Source organism: Flagellimonas taeanensis, assembly GCF_003584105.1.
GTDB lineage: Bacteria > Bacteroidota > Bacteroidia > Flavobacteriales > Flavobacteriaceae > Flagellimonas > Flagellimonas taeanensis.
Window position 1 is genome coordinate 32,277 of record NZ_QXFO01000011.1, and the last position, 15,847, is coordinate 48,123.

Here is a 15,847-nt window from a genome sequence, read left to right on the forward strand (position 1 = left end):
GTGGGTATCCGTATTATTTTATGCAATAGGTGGCACAGTGCCAAATGAACTGGTAATCTTCACCATTGTAGGTTCCGGGAACCTCTTCCTTGGTTGTGGTCTCCACAATGTATTTGGTTTCCCAGGGCAGGCCGAAGGTAACTTCTCCATTGTCATCGGTGTAGAGGGTTTTTGACCAAAGGTCGGCAACATAGACCTGAAGCTCGTTTTTGGCCAAAGGTTGTCCTTTGTACAGGACTTGAAGCTTGATTTCTTCCCCATCGTTGGCCAATTGTTTCACCACAATTCCATTTGGATTGGCTGTTTGGGTATCGGCATCGGTGTTTCCAACCTGGACCTTCGCAGTGGAATGGTAATGTGTTTTGAAGATACCAAAGTCATATTGGGTATAATCGATCACATTGATTTCATTATTGTTGAGGGCTGCCGTATAAACCCCATCTTGGAAAGGGGTAAAATAGGCCACATAATGGTCTTCTTTAGCTTCGGTGCTGAGTTCTGTTTTGGATCCGTCAGGAGCAATGAGCCATAGCTTGAATTTGGACACCAAGGGAAAAGCCTCTCCTTCCACTTGTTCGATGACACCATAGGTGTATTCTCCGTAATGGACACGGATTTCATGCTTTTCGCCCAGCTTGCCGGTGCCTTTGGTCTCCAACCAGAGGTAGTGTGCTTGTGCGGTCATGGCCCCAAAAAGGCTGATAAAAAGGAATAAAAGTTTGTTTTTCATGATGTTTACATTTTAAGGCCCATGCGATGACATGGGCCTTTGGTGGAATTGTACAGATTAAAAGGTATAGGCTACGGTGATTCTTCCGTTGATGCCTGGTTCCGACTGCCAGTACAGGTATGAACCATAGTTGGCCCCGGAGTACAGGTATTCATCCAAAATGTTGTTGATGTTCAATTGTACCCTAAAGTTGCTGTTCCTCCATGATAGTGCACCGTCCAGCCTGAAATAATCAGGAAGATCGGATTGGTTATCAGCGGCCCAGGCCCACGTGGAACGGTCCACTTGGTATTGGTAGCCCAATGAGGCCCCAAATCCTTTCAAAGCAGAGGTTTGGGCAAAATTGTAGTTCAACCATCCATTGGTCACGTGCTTGGCGTGTCCGGCCACCCGTGTGCCGACCCTGTCAGGATTGGTGTCCTTAGTCACCTCAACTTTGGTGTTTGCATAGTTCAACACCACATTGAGTTCTGGTGTCACCTGTCCTTGAAGGTCAAACTCGATACCTTTAGATTGGACCTCACCCAAATAAATGGAATAGTTGGGGTTTTCAGGGTCACCGGTCAAAATGTTCTCCTTGGTGATCTGGAAGGCTCCCAAAGAAGTCCTCAACCTACCATTGAAGAATGTCTTTTTGATACCCCCTTCAATATCGTTGGCATCCACAGGGTCGTTCAATGGTTCCAAGTCGGCACTGATACCGGCCTGTGGCAAGAAGGATTGGTCGTAAAGTCCATAAATGGCCAAGTCGGGCAATATGTCCACACTAAGGCCTACACGGGGTGTGACCACATTATCGTGCTCGGTTTTCCCCTGGGTGTAAAGATTGGTGTATCGTCCGGCCAATGTCAGGCGGATTTTGTCTTCCAAGAAACCAATCTCATCTTGAAGGTAGTACCCTCGCACAGTATTGGCACTATATGGTCGTCCACCATTGCGATATTGGACGTTCACCGAGCGGTCAAATTCAGGGAATACCACTCCATATTGAGGATTGTAAATATTGAATGGCGTAGTGGTGTCCACAGGAAGGGTGGTTGAGAAATCTGCCCAATAGGCCTTTTCACTGAAATCCAAACCACCTAGGATCTTGTGTGATATAGTTCCTGTTTGGAAGGCCCCATTGATATACAATTGTGCATACTTGCCCACAGACAATGCATCCCATTGGGAAATGGATCTGATCACATCTCCGGTATCGCTATCCAGTCCTGCGATCCATGCAGAGTTTCCAACTTGATCATATCGCAGATAGGCCAATTGTCCCTCTACGCTCCAGTTATCCGAAAACTCGTGTTTGGCGTTCAAGAAGAATGTGACCTCTTGGATGTCAGTCTTGGGATAGTTGGTATCCACAAAGTTGAAATCGCGGGGCAAACTGCCATAGCCATCTGTTACAGGGCCAAAAATGTATGCTGCCCCAAGGAAAGACTCTGCATCCTGAAGGTTCATTTCAGCAGTGATGGAGGTTTTATCACTGATTTTATAGGTTAGGGCAGGAGCGAATCCAAATCGGTCAGCTTGTTCATTGCCACGGTGGCTGTCGGTGGTTTGGTACATGGCATTGAAGCGATAAAGCAGTTTTCCGTTACTGGATGCTTTTCCACCCACGTCCACGGTGCCGCGGTAAAAGTCAAAACTTCCTGCAGAAAAAGACGCATTCGCGATAAATTGTTCCGTTGGTTTTTTGGTGACCACATTATAGAAACCACCAGGTTCGCCGGCGGACATCATGAAACCGGCAGGACCTTTCACAAATTCGATGCGCTCCACAGTGTTCATGTCTTCGGCCAAAGGTCCCCAGCTGTCCTGCACGTTCACACCGTTTCGGAATGCTGGTAGGCGGAAACCGCGCATGTTGATTCGGGCAAATTGGCCCCAGTGCTCCAACATGGTAACCCCACTGACATTACGCGTAAGTCCGTCCATGATGGTCGTGACCTGTTGGTCCTGGAGAAGCTCGCTGCTGATCACCTGAACATTTTGCGGAAGTTTCACCAACTCTGTTTTCAGACGAAGGGAAGTGGACGGTTTGTTTTCCACATATTTGTTTTGATGGCCTTCCACAATCACTTCATTGAGTTGTTCCTGTTTTTCGGCCAGCACAACCAAGGGAGCATTTGTGATATTATTGGCATTTACCCTTACTGAAGCGGTCTGTGTAGTGTACCCGATCATGGAAAACGTAAGGGTGTACGATCCGGGAGCCAAATCTTCGATCTTGTAATTTCCTGAGTTGTCCGAGGTTGTTCCTAGACTGGTGTTGGAAAGGGCAATGTTCACATTGGCCAATGGATTGTTTCTTTGATCGGTCACTTTGCCCGAAATGCTGCCGGTTTGGGCCAGCGAAGTATAAAATGTGACAAAGCTAAGGATGAGTAGTATATTCTTCATTTTTCTATTTATAATTGGTCTAAATAAATTTCGGTTGCAAATGTAAATCCCAACACTTGTCTGTGCAAAAAATATTTAGACTAATTATAAATAAAATGTGAAATAGTTATTAACTAATTGTTTTTCAATTAATTAAAAACATGTAAAATCAAAAAAATGTGTCTTAAAGTGAGTTGATGGTAGTTCTGATCGCTGTGAGGTCGGTCAGTAATTTTTCCAATAAACTTAGGTCCAGCATGTTGGCGCCATCACTTTTTGCATTCGCTGGGTCGAAATGCGTTTCCATAAAAAGTCCGTCCACACCGGCAGCAATACCGGCCCTGGACATGGTGCCTATCAAGGCGGGTCTTCCGCCCGTTACACCTGAGGATTGATTGGGCTGTTGCAAGGAGTGGGTCACATCCAGAACCACAGGGGCATATTGTTTCATAGTCGGTATGCCCCGAAAATCCACAATCATGTCCTGGTAGCCGAACATGGTGCCACGATCGGTGATAATGGCCTGTTCGTTGCCTGTTTCGGTGACTTTGGTCACCGCATGTTTCATGCTCTCAGGACTCATGAACTGTCCTTTTTTTAGGTTGACCACCTTCCCGGTTTCGGCAGCGGCCACCACCAAATCGGTCTGGCGTACCAAAAAAGCAGGAATTTGAAGCACATCCACATATTCGGCGGCCATGGCGGCATCCGAAATTTCATGGATGTCCGTTACAGTAGGTACCCCAAAAGTATCTGAGACCTTTTTGAGGATTTTCAAGGCCTTTTCATCCCCAATACCGGTAAAGGAATCGATACGGCTACGGTTGGCCTTTTTAAAACTTCCTTTGAACACATAGGGAATCTGCAGTTTGTCCGTAATGGAAACCACAGTTTCGGCAATCCGCATGGCCATATCCTCTCCTTCAATGGCGCAAGGTCCCGCCAAGAGGAAAAAGTTGTTGCTGTTCGTATGTTTTATCTGGGGTATTTTGGTGATGTCCATTTCTTAAAGTTTGCACAAATATACTACATAAGCTTGGTAACCTTTTTAGATTTATTGCCAACAAAACCATCAGTCATGATCCAAAAACTACTCATTTTTGCTTTATTGATCTTAAGCTGTTTTGGAGCTCTTGCCCAGTTCCAAGAGCGGGGCAGAACGTTTGACCTGGTCAATCTGGAACGGCATCAGGTCAGGTTCGACCTGCTAAGCCCAGGATTCAGTTACGAATTGGGATTGTTCAGGAACCAAAGCATCTCTACCGGATTGGGCTTGGCTACGGCCACGTATGAAGAAGGCTATGCATTTGGGTTGACCATGAACAACCGATATCGCTATTACCACAATTTCCAAAGACGGATAGACATGGATAAGAATGTTTCAGGGAATTCGGGGAACTATATCGCTGCGGCACAGGCCATTTTCTTTTCACAACTGCGGGTGTCCACCAACATTGAAGGTCCAAAGGATTTCAACCTTGGTTTTTATGGGATGGTGTATGGCATCCAACGGACGTATAAGAATGGGTTCAATTTTAATGCGGAACTGGGAGCAGGACTTTACAAAGGCGATGGCGTTCCCGACGGCTATGGCCCATTGATCCATTTTACCTTCGGATGGGTCGCTACCAAACGAAAATCGAGGGAACCTGTATTCGATTAGTACTTGGCACAACCAAAGATATCTTCAGCTTCGGATACTATTTTGCGAAAGCTGTTGTTATAAGATTACCAAATTGACCTACTATGTGCCGCTTCCTATTGTTGGCAATGTTGTTCTGCGGAATGTTGGGCCATGCCCAATATGGCAAGAACTGTGAGATACGCCAAATAAAACTGAACATCTTCAATCCCGGCCTTGAGTATGAAATGGGGGTGGGAGTGAACAGTACCCTGGACTTTCGGGTGGCATGGCAAGTGGCCTTGGAACCCGCCAGTGCCGAACCTCTTGAAAATTTGGATTTCTTTCCCGCCATTACGGCCCAGTACCGCTACTACCACAATTTTGACGGACGCTACCACCGCAGAAGGTCCATTTATGGAAACTCAGGCAATTATATCGCACCCACCGTGGCCCTTTTTTCCCCAGGCGAACGAACAGTGGAGGGGCGACTGGTGGATGGAGTGCACGGGTATGGTGGTCTCGTCTATGGCATCCAACGCAGTTACAATTCGGGGCTTAGCTTTTCCATTGATGCAGGTGCGGGCTACTATGCAGGTCCATTCAAAGGGGCCGTTCATCCCGTAGTGAACCTCAGCATCGGGTGGATCATTAGCGAAAAACGCTGGTGTGTGGGTCTGTAGTTATGAAACTACCACAAAATCAATAAGATAAAAATAACATTTGGATGTATGGACAAGTGGAAAATAGCAGTATCTTTGCGCCCTTAAAATCAGGTTATGTCCAAAATCAAAAATATTGCAATCATTGCCCACGTTGACCACGGTAAGACCACCTTGGTGGATAAGATCATGTACCATTGCCAATTGTTCCGAGACAACGAGAACAAGGGTGATCTGATATTGGACAACAATGACCTGGAGCGGGAACGAGGGATCACTATTGTGTCCAAGAACGTTTCCGTGGTGTACAAGGATACAAAAATTAACATTATAGATACTCCTGGGCACGCCGATTTCGGTGGCGAAGTGGAGCGTGTACTCAATATGGCCGATGGGGTTCTGTTGTTGGTGGATGCCTTCGAAGGCCCCATGCCACAGACCCGTTTCGTACTCCAAAAAGCCATCGACCTTGGTCTGAAGCCCTGTGTGGTCATCAACAAGGTGGACAAGGAAAACTGTACGCCCGAAGAAGTCCATGAAAAAGTATTCGATTTGATGTTCGAGCTTGGGGCAGAGGAGTGGCAGTTGGATTTCCCAACGGTATATGGTTCCGCAAAGAACAACTGGATGGGTACGGATTGGCAAAAGCCGACCCAGAACATCGAACCGCTTTTGGACATGGTCATTGAGCATGTGCCCGAGTTCAAGCCAGAGCAAGGTACCACACAAATGTTGATCACTTCTTTGGATTACTCTTCATTTACCGGCCGTATTGCCATTGGAAGATTGCAGAGAGGCACACTCAAGGAAGGACAGAACATATCCTTGGTAAAAAGGGATGGAAAAATCATCAAGACCAAAGTGAAGGAACTCTTCACCTTTGAAGGTCTGGGACGCCAAAAAGTACAAGAGGTGGTAGCGGGTGATATCTGTGCCATAGTGGGGGTGGAAGGTTTTGAAATCGGTGATACCGTGGCCGATTTTGAAAACCCAGAGCAATTGAAGACCATTGCCATTGATGAGCCTACCATGAGTATGCTCTTTACCATTAACGACAGTCCATTTTTTGGAAAGGATGGGAAGTTTGTGACCTCAAGACACATCAAGGAGCGTTTGGAAAAAGAGCTGGAAAAGAACTTGGCCCTTAGGGTACAGGAAACAGGTAGTGCCGATAAATTTATGGTCTTTGGCCGTGGGGTATTGCACCTTTCGGTATTGATCGAGACCATGAGAAGGGAAGGCTACGAGCTCCAGATAGGACAGCCGCAAGTAATCATCAAGGAGATTGATGGTGTAAAATGCGAGCCAGTGGAACATTTGACCATTGACCTGCCTGAAGAAGTTTCAGGAAAGGCCGTGGAAATGGTATCGATGCGAAAAGGAGAGATGACCAGCATGGAAGCCAAAGGTTCCCGAATGCTCTGTGAGTTCCTCATCCCGTCCCGTGGGATTATCGGTCTACGAAACCAATTGTTGACCGCAACGGCGGGAGAGGCCATTATGGCACACCGCTTTTTGGAATATCAACCCTTGAAAGGGGACATTCCCCAGCGATTGAACGGTTCATTGGTATCCATGGAAAATGGTACCGCCATTCCATATTCCATCGACAAGCTACAGGAACGTGGCAAGTTCTTTATTGACCCGGGAGAGGATATCTATGAAGGCCAGGTAATCGGGGAGAATTCCCGTGGCGATGATATGACGGTGAATGTGACCAAGACCAAAAAACTGTCCAACGTCCGATCTTCAGGAGCGGATGAAAAGGCGAAAATTGTACCTGCTATCAAGTTTTCCTTGGAAGAGGCCCTCGAATATATCCAGAAGGACGAATATGTCGAAGTGACCCCAAAACATCTTAGGATTCGGAAGATTTATCTAAAAGAGGTAGATAGAAAGCGAAACAAGGTGGTTTAACCTTTGGTCAGATGCCCGTGGTGCTGCTCCCTTAGGCAGGCCACGGCCGCACCTATGATTCCGGCGTGGTTCATCAGTTCCGCCTTTATCACTGGGGTGTCTATGTCAATGATATGACTGAACTCGTCCCAGTCTTTTGAGGTTCCACCACCAACGATGATGAGGTCAGGACTTACGATCAGTTCGACCAATTTTAAGAACTTGTTGAAACGCTTGCCCCATTTTTTGAAGTCGAGGTCTTCCCTGTCCTTGGCCGAAGCTGCGGCCCAACTCTCAATTTTCTTGTGTTTTTTATAGGGAATCTGCCCCAGTTCAAAATTAGGGATGAGCACCCCGTTGAAAAAGGCACCACTGCCAAGTCCTGTGCCAATGGTGATCATGATCACCAGTCCGTTCTTACCTTTTCCCACACCGTAGTTCATGGAGGCATACCCGGCAGCATCGGCATCGTTCAGGACCGTAAATTCCTGTCCAGTGGTTTCGGTGAAGAGTTCATCGATGTTCACGCCCACCCAGCTTTTGTGAAGGTTTCCCTGGGAAAGGCACACGCCGTTTTTTACAATGGAAGGAAAACCACAGCCTACGGGACCACTATAATTGAAATGCTCTACGATCTGGGCCACCACTTCGGCCATCGCTTGGGGCTTTTTGGATTTTGGTGTTGGGATACGGAAACGTTCAGTCAACATTTCGCCGGTTTCGGCATTCACGAGGGCACCTTTGATGCCGCTTCCTCCTATATCGATACCAAGAATTTCCATAAACGGAAGTTTTTTGTTTAGGCAAAGAAACAAAAAACTTTTCGGGTCCTAAGATTTAGTCGGTGTCTAATCCCGAAATAGGGGTCATATGGCCTTTTGGACCACTTCAAAAACCTTGCTTTCGTCGCATTTTAAGGTTTTGTGGGGATATTTGAGGATAAGGGCATAGTCGTGGGTGGCCATGATAATGGTACGTCCATTCTGGTTGATGTCCTGGAGCACTTTCATAACTTCCACACTGGTCTGGGGGTCCAAGTTTCCCGTAGGCTCGTCGGCAAGGATGAGCTCTGGGTCGTTCAGTAGGGCACGGGCTATGGCAATGCGCTGTTGCTCCCCACCAGAAAGTTCGTGTGGGAATTTGAATCCCTTGGTCTTCATACCGACCTTATCCAGTACCGCCTCGATTTTTTCATCCATTTTTGCGGCCTCCGTCCATCCGGTCGCTTTTAGTACGAAGCGAAGGTTGTTGTTCACGTTGCGGTCGGGCAGCAACTTGAAATCCTGGAAAACGATGCCCAGTTTCCTTCGCAGAAAGGGAATGTCCTTTTCTTTGAGGGTTTTAAGGTCAAAATCAACTACTTGCCCGGTCCCTTGCCTGAGGGGAAGGTCGGCATAGAGGGTCTTCATAAAACTACTCTTGCCACTGCCGGTTTTTCCTATCACATACACAAACTCGCCTTTCTTTACTTCAAGGTCGATATGGTTCAGTACTAGGTTCTCATCTTGGAATACGGCAACATCCTCTAATTTTACGATGGTCTCGGGCATAATTTGATTTCAAAAGCGATACAAAAGTATTTGAAATTAAGTGATCGGAATCAAAATTTAAGGTTAAAGACCAATTTTTTCAACAAATAGGAAAAATCAACCTTTCCAGATTTTCGAATTTAGATTGAGGTCTTCCACAATGCCAAGGACATTGGAAATGTTTTCTGCGAACGATTCAAAAGCATTGGAACGAGTCAGGTCCTTGCCTTGCGGAAGGCTAAAAAAACCGTCAGGATGTTGAATGGCCATGTACAACTTATCGCCATGGAACGATAGCATGATGGGCCTGTCCATTTTTCTTTTCAAGAATGTGATCCGTTCCATGAAAGCCGTTGAAAGAATATAGCGTGCCTCTACTTGGTCGGTACCATAGACCACAAATTCATTCTCAAACTCGGGATGTTCAAGGTTGATGAGTTGTTTTCGGTTGAGCTTGAGGGATTGGATGGTCTTGGCCAAATAACCGATTTTTTTTTCGAGCTTGTCCGGCAATACGATTGTGCTGCCATTGATCTTTTTGTTGAAATCGATGATGGCGTACATACCCATAAAACTGTATCCTGTCTGGTCAATGGAGTGGTTCTTGGAAAACCAGGGCCTAAGGTAGTTATAGGCAACATGGAGATGGACGAGGAATGGGATGTACATGAAATAGGAGCCAAAAAAGCTTTGGTTGATGATTTTTACGTCCCCCATAACAATAGAGGTGTCCCCGACCTTGCCCGCTGCGAGACCAGTACTCATGTTATATACCTTTTGTTGCTTGTTTTTAGTGCCCGGTGCCTGGGTATAGGTGGGCATCAACTCACTTTTGGTAATGGCCTCTGAGGTAATCTGTTTTTGTGGACTGAACTTTAGCCCAGGGGTGATGTTGTCCAATATGGGTTGTAAGATTTCCCTTTCCAGTTGTTTGTATGTAATACCGATGCGGTTCGCTTTTGTCATGAAAACGAAATAGAGCACCCAATACAAGATCAAAAAAACTTGGAAGGTTGCCCCAGAACTGCCACGGAATATTTCGGTGATCCACACATTGTTGAAATAGGTGACCGCGGGCAGGAAAAAGAGGCCCAATACGAATGTGAGTATGAACAGATTGCCACCTATTTTATAAAAGCGCTGTTTTCTTCTCAGTTTTTCGGCCTGATGGAGCAAGGGCAGCAACTCATTTTTGATACTTTTGGAATTTTCCATACCCAAATCGTATTAGAAGGAAACTTCTGGGGCCTTTTTTTCTTCGTCCTCTATGGTGAACAGCGTTTTTGGGGAATATCCCATCATTTTGCCCATTACATTGGAAGGGAACATCTCCAAGGCATTGTTGAAGGCATTCACAGCCGAATTGTAGGCCCTTCGGGCCGCTGAAAGCTGTTCTTCCACCTCGTTCAGGCTGACCTGGAGCATGAGGAAGTTTTCACTCGACTTGAGTTCTGGATAGGCTTCTGCCCTTATGTGCAGGTTTCCCAATAGCATCCCCAACTGGTTTTCCCATTTAAATCGGTCATTGGTCAGTATTTTTTCAGACATGATTTTTTCCCGAAGTTGTGTGATTTCTGTCAGGGTTGCCCGTTCGTGCTCCATATGTCCCTTGACGGTGTTGATGAGGCGGGGGATCAAGTCCGTTCTTTTTTTGAGCATTACATCAATACTGCTGTAGGCTTCGTGCACCTTGTTCTTTTTTGCAATAAGATTGTTGAACTGAAAAATGGCTAAGAGCAACAGGGCTCCAAAAATGATGATGGCGTAGGTCATTCGTTCCTTGTTTTAGGATTAAGATTCAGATGTAGACAATATATCGGTCCAAGACTGAAGAGGTTGTTGTCTAAAACCAGTGCTGTGGGGTTATGGAATTGTCTTCAAAAACAATGGTTGCCTCCGTAGAGGTTTCATATCAACAACATTGCTATTTTTGATAACCAAAAGCTCTAGAGGTCATTGAGCTTTTCGGAATAAAAGTAATCATAATTGGAAATACTACGGATCTTACCTATTGAAAATCGGACATATTGCACACCAAACATACTTTGGCCTTAATTTTGACGTTATGAGTAAAGTCAGTCGAGAACAGCGTAGAACACTATGAATCGAAAAAACCTCTTTGTGTTTCCCATTTTTTTGGGAACTTTTTTTGTGCTCAGTGCACAGGAAACCGAAATCTATACCCACGAAAACAAAGCCTATCAAGATGCCCTGGCCCTGTACAACAACCAACAGTACCAGGCTGCACAGTCCATTTTCCAGACGGTAAAGGCCAGTACCAAGGATGGCGAGACGGAGGCCAATAGTGCCTATTATGCCGCCAATGCCGCCATACGGCTGAACCAGCGCGGAGCGGACAAAATGATGGAAGACTTTGTGGAACGGTATCCCACGTCGACCAAGCGGAATTCCGCTTTTTTGGACGTGGCCGATTATTATTTTGAGACGGGGAAATACCCGTTTGCCCTCAAGTGGTACAAAAAAGTGGATGAGTCTTCCATGTCCTACGCGGACAAGGAGCGGTTCAATTTCAATAACGGTTATGCCCTTTATGCCTCCAACAGACCCAGCGAGGCGGAACGGTATCTCAGTAAGGTGACCACCTCACAAAAATATGGCTCGCAGGCCAAATACTACCTGGGTTACATTGCCTACGAGCAGGACGATTACAACCAGGCCAGTGCCCGTTTTGACCAGATTACGGACCCAGAGTTGCTCAATGAGAAGTTGTCCTATTACCAGGCCGATCTTAATTTTAAGCTGGGCAAATTCGAGGAGGCCATCGCCATGGCAGAAAAACAGTTGCCCAAATCGGACCGGCAGGAAGTATCGGAACTCAACAAGATCATTGGTGAGAGCTATTTCAATCTGGAACAATATGGAAAGGCCATTCCCTATTTGGAAGGCTATAAGGGAAAAAGAGGCAAGTTCAACAACACCGATTACTATTTGCTGGGGTATAGCCACTACAAGCAAGGGGACTACCAAAATGCCATCCAACAGTTCAACAAGATTATTGGGGGATCCAACAATGTGTCGCAGAACGCATACTATCACTTGGCGGAATGCTATTTGAAGCTGGACAAGAAATCCGAAGCGCTCAATGCTTTCCGAAATGCCTCACAGATGGATTTCAGTCCAGGGATACAGAAAGATGCGATGCTCAACTACGCCAGGCTGAGTTACGAAATAGGTAATGCGTACGAACCTGTCCCACAAGTCTTGACCAACTATCTGGAGAAATATCCAAAGGATGAAAACCAAATGGAGATCCAAGAACTTTTGGTGGATTCGTACATCACTTCCCGAAATTTTGAAGGTGCCATGCAACTTTTGGAGAAGAACAAGAACTACGCGAGTAAGGAAACCTATCAGAAAGTAGCCTACTATCGAGGGGTTGAACTCTTTATTGATGGGGATTATGAAGCGGCCTTGGAAAGTTTTTCCAAATCTCTGAAAAGTGCCGAAAACGCAACTTTTGAGGCCAGGACTCTATATTGGAAAGCAGAATCAGCCTATCGTCTGAACCGTTTTGAGGAGGCCTTGGTCGATTTTGTGAAATTCCAGCAACTTCCCGCATCCAAAGCATTGCCCGAATATGAAGAGCTGGACTATAATCTGGGCTATTGTTACTTCAAGCTGAAGGATTACAACAATGCAATTGCCTATTTCAAGAACGTGGTCAATTCCAACGCCATTGATGAAGACCGAAAGAACGATGGGTACCTCCGTTTGGGGGACAGCTACTTCGTGACCAGCAAATATCAGTTGGCCATGAACGCTTACGACGCATCTTCCAAGTTGAACGGACCGGAAAGGGACTATGCTGCGTTTCAAAAAACATTGAGCAACGGATTTTTGGGCAACAACTCGGCCAAGATTGATGGACTGAACGAATTTTTGGAGCGTTATCCCAACTCTTCCCTGCGCGATGATGCCCTTTTTGAACTCGGCAATTCCTATATCAAAGACAATCAGGAGAATTTGGGACTACGGACCTATGACCGTCTTGTGGCCGAATATGCAAAGAGCAAGTTTGCCCCCCAAGGCATGTTGCGCCAAGGTTTGGTGCACTACAATGCCAGTAGAAATCAACAGGCTTTGGACAAGTTGAAGGAAGTGGTGCAGAAATATCCGAACACCCAAGAGGCCAAACAGGCGGTGGCAACGGCCAAATTGGTCTATGTGGACGAAGGTAGGGTGAGCGAATATGCCGCATGGGCCAGAAACTTGGATTTTGTGGAAGTGACCGACTCCGAACTTGACAATGCCAGTTTTGAATCGGCCGAAAAGAAACAGATGGAGGGCAAGACCGATGTGGCCATCAAGGGTTATGAGGACTATTTGAAACAGTTCCCGAACGGCCTGCATTCCGGAAGTGCCAATTTTGCATTGGCCCAGCTTTATTTTGCCAAGGGGCAAAAAGACAAGGCCCTGCCAAGGTACAAAGCAGTGGCCGATGGAGGGAACGGTGAATATACCGAGCAGGCATTGACCCGTGTCTGTGAGATCTATGTGGAAAAACAAGATTATCAAAGTGCAATTCCCTACCTGAAACGATTGGAAAGCACGGCCGATATTTCCGAGAACAGGACCTTTGCCCAATCCAATTTGATGAAGGGATATTACGGACAAAAGGATTATGGACAGACCATAGCCTATGCCGAAAAAGTATTGAAGGCCCCCAAAATTGATGATAGGATCAAGAGCGATGCACAGATCATGATCGCGCGTTCGGCCATCGCCACGGAAAATGAAGCATTGGCCAAGACCGCCTATCAGGATGTGAAGAAAATTGCTACAGGGGAGCTCGCTGCCGAAGCTTGGTACTACGATGCCTACTTTAAAAATAAGGAAGGTAATTTTGAGGCCTCCAACACAGCGGTACAGAAATTGGCAAAGGATTATTCGGCCTACAAGACATGGGCTGGAAAGGGATTGGTGATCATGGCCAAAAATTTCTACAATTTGGGAGATGCCTTCCAGGCCACTTACATTTTGGAAAGCGTGATTTCCAATTTTTCGGACTATGATGAGATTGTCACCGAGGCCAAGAGCGAACTGGCCATTATCAAGACGAAGGAAGCAGAGAGCAATTCATCCGTAGATCCCAACGAAAATTAAACGAGACACAACATGCAAAAGAGAACCTATATATTTCCATTACTTTTTTTGAGCCTTTTTGGAACCCTTTTCGGTCAGGAAACCGATGATATCGGCACAGAAACGGTAACGGTAGTGAAACCGTATTCCCCTACCGTTTCGGATGCCTTTAAGATCAAATCGGCACCCCAACTGAACGACTCCATCGTGCTGCAAAAAAAGAAGATAGATTACAGTATTTTTTCCGTTCCGGTGGCTTCCACCTTTACCCCAGCGAAGGGAAAGGCCTCGGGAGTGAAGAAGACACCGCCACCCACACTGTACAATTCGTATGCTTCGGTTGGGTTGGGCAACTATAACAATGCCTTGGTGGATTTTTATACCAGCAGGGAGTTCAATAGGGGAGAGGACCTGTTGGATTTTGGCCTGACCCACAATTCATCAAGGGGTGATTTGGATTCCACACCTTTGGACACCGATTTCTACGATACAAAGTTTGACGCATCCTATGCCAAAAGGGACAGATACATGGACTGGGGCGCCAGTATAGGGCTCCAACACCAATTGTACAACTGGTATGGGATAGAGAATGACGTTTATAGCGATGATGTTGTTGCCTCAATGGACGAACAGCAAAATTATTTCAATGCTGAGGCAAAGGCCCATTTGAACATGGAGGATTCCTTTTTCAAACAAGGGAACATACTCTTAAGGCGTTTTTGGGATGCCACGGAATCTGCGGAAAACCGTATTGTGCTCAACCCGACCTTGGAGCTTCCGGTTACCGAGGAGTTGATCACCATTTCTGCCAAGTTGGATTATGTGGGCGGAAATTTCAAAAATGCATCGCTGAACAATGCGACCAATACAGGGGAGATCAATTACAGCCATTTACAGGCCGGGGTGACCCCAAGCCTCCTGATCTTGCGTGATGACCTTACTGTGAATCTGGGAGCGAATATTGTGTATGGTCTCGACACAGAAAACAGCGACAGTAACTTCTACATCTACCCAGCAGTGACCGCTTCTTATCGGGTCTTGGATGAGAACGTGATTGCCTATGGAGGTATCGAGGGACAGTTGAAACAGAATTCCTATCACGATTTTGTGGATGAAAACCCTTACGTGTCGCCAACTTTGGATATTCTGCCCACCGATCAGCAGTATGAAGGCTATTTGGGACTGAAAGGTCAGTTGACCTCCAACGTGGGGTACAACATCAAAGGTTCGTATATGGCCGAGAACAGAAAGCCATTGTTCTATCATAATCCCATCAATACTTTTAGGGATGATGAGAAAAGTTATTACTATGGCAATTCCTTTCAGGTGTTTTATGATGATGTGAAGACCTTGGGTGTGTTTGGGGAGATCAATGTGGACATCAACCGTAATTTTTCATTGGGGATCAATGGGGAATTCTACGATTATGATACCGAAACGGACAATCCGGCTTGGAACTTACCTTCAATAAAGGGTTCCGTGTTCATGGACTATCAAATCAGTGACCAATGGTATATGGGGGCCAATCTGTTCTACGTAGGGGAAAGGGATGATCTATTGTCTCAGGTCATCGATCCTCTTGATTCGGAGCTGCAATTCCAACAGGTGACCTTGGATGGTTTTTTTGATGTCAACGCACACGTGGGATATCGGTTCAACGAACAGCTTTCCATTTTTGTGAAGGCTTCCAATATTGCCAACAACAATTACCAAAACTGGGCCAATTTCAGGGTGCAGGGCTTTCAGGCGTTGGCCGGGGTATCCTATAAGTTTGATTTTTAGAGAAAGTGGCTGATAAAAGAAATGCCCTTGTGTCTATTGAAGACTTCTTATATCAAAGTTGATTCGATCGCAATCCAGAGAAATTTTGAATTGAGAATCAAAGATTCAATGTTACTCTTTGGGAGAAAGTCTTTTTACAGGAAATATTAAA

General features: G+C 46.0%; 12 protein-coding genes. 5 read left to right on the forward strand and 7 right to left on the reverse strand.

What is annotated here, in order from left to right; translation table 11 throughout:
* Positions 1 to 13 precede the first annotated feature (13 nt).
* The 3 genes from D2V93_RS04935 to kdsA all read right to left on the reverse strand — a co-directional run bounded on the left by D2V93_RS04935 (position 14) and on the right by kdsA (position 4,106).
* Entirely contained in the window at positions 14 to 730 is a 717-nt protein-coding gene (locus D2V93_RS04935) for a DUF4198 domain-containing protein (protein ID WP_119618641.1), read from the reverse strand.
* 57 nt (positions 731 to 787) lie between these two features.
* A complete protein-coding gene (locus D2V93_RS04940) occupies positions 788 to 3,124 on the reverse strand; it encodes a TonB-dependent receptor (RefSeq protein ID WP_119618642.1) in 2,337 nt (778 codons plus the stop codon).
* Positions 3,125 to 3,287: 163 nt separating this feature from the next.
* The gene (kdsA, locus tag D2V93_RS04945; RefSeq protein WP_119618643.1) at positions 3,288 to 4,106 is read right to left on the reverse strand and encodes a 3-deoxy-8-phosphooctulonate synthase; all 819 of its coding nucleotides are present in this window, start codon (positions 4,104 to 4,106) and stop codon (positions 3,288 to 3,290) included.
* 75 nt (positions 4,107 to 4,181) lie between these two features.
* On the opposite strand from kdsA, the gene D2V93_RS04950 reads away from it, so the two are divergent.
* The 3 genes from D2V93_RS04950 to typA all read left to right on the forward strand — a co-directional run bounded on the left by D2V93_RS04950 (position 4,182) and on the right by typA (position 7,303).
* Positions 4,182 to 4,766 (forward strand): hypothetical protein, encoded by a 585-nt coding sequence (locus D2V93_RS04950; protein ID WP_119618644.1) that lies wholly within the window; start codon positions 4,182 to 4,184, stop codon positions 4,764 to 4,766.
* A gap of 83 nt (positions 4,767 to 4,849) precedes the next feature.
* On the forward strand, positions 4,850 to 5,407 hold the full coding sequence (locus D2V93_RS04955; RefSeq protein WP_147377366.1) for a hypothetical protein: 558 nt from the start codon (positions 4,850 to 4,852) through the stop codon (positions 5,405 to 5,407).
* Between the two features lie 96 nt (positions 5,408 to 5,503).
* Complete coding sequence (gene typA / locus D2V93_RS04960) at positions 5,504 to 7,303, forward strand: translational GTPase TypA (RefSeq protein WP_119618646.1); 1,800 nt, start codon at positions 5,504 to 5,506, stop codon at positions 7,301 to 7,303.
* Here the strand turns inward: typA and ppgK are convergent.
* The 4 genes from ppgK to D2V93_RS04980 all read right to left on the reverse strand — a co-directional run bounded on the left by ppgK (position 7,300) and on the right by D2V93_RS04980 (position 10,584).
* Positions 7,300 to 8,064 (reverse strand): polyphosphate--glucose phosphotransferase, encoded by a 765-nt coding sequence (gene ppgK, locus D2V93_RS04965; protein WP_072877045.1) that lies wholly within the window; start codon positions 8,062 to 8,064, stop codon positions 7,300 to 7,302. The genes typA and ppgK overlap by 4 nt on opposite strands.
* An 84-nt stretch (positions 8,065 to 8,148) precedes the next feature.
* Positions 8,149 to 8,832, reverse strand: a complete 684-nt coding sequence (locus D2V93_RS04970; RefSeq protein ID WP_072877047.1) for a cell division ATP-binding protein FtsE — start codon at positions 8,830 to 8,832, stop codon at positions 8,149 to 8,151.
* 96 nt (positions 8,833 to 8,928) lie between these two features.
* A complete protein-coding gene (locus D2V93_RS04975; RefSeq protein WP_119618647.1) occupies positions 8,929 to 10,026 on the reverse strand; it encodes a DUF3137 domain-containing protein in 1,098 nt (365 codons plus the stop codon).
* Positions 10,027 to 10,038: 12 nt separating this feature from the next.
* The gene (locus D2V93_RS04980) at positions 10,039 to 10,584 is read right to left on the reverse strand and encodes a LemA family protein (protein WP_119618648.1); all 546 of its coding nucleotides are present in this window, start codon (positions 10,582 to 10,584) and stop codon (positions 10,039 to 10,041) included.
* Positions 10,585 to 10,911: 327 nt separating this feature from the next.
* Here D2V93_RS04980 and D2V93_RS04985 point away from each other — a divergent pair, with 327 nt between their 5' ends.
* Both D2V93_RS04985 and D2V93_RS04990 read left to right on the forward strand, forming a co-directional pair.
* Complete coding sequence (locus tag D2V93_RS04985) at positions 10,912 to 13,935, forward strand: tetratricopeptide repeat protein (protein ID WP_119618649.1); 3,024 nt, start codon at positions 10,912 to 10,914, stop codon at positions 13,933 to 13,935.
* 12 nt (positions 13,936 to 13,947) lie between these two features.
* On the forward strand, positions 13,948 to 15,696 hold the full coding sequence (locus tag D2V93_RS04990) for a TonB-dependent receptor (RefSeq protein WP_119618650.1): 1,749 nt from the start codon (positions 13,948 to 13,950) through the stop codon (positions 15,694 to 15,696).
* Positions 15,697 to 15,847: the final 151 nt, after the last annotated feature.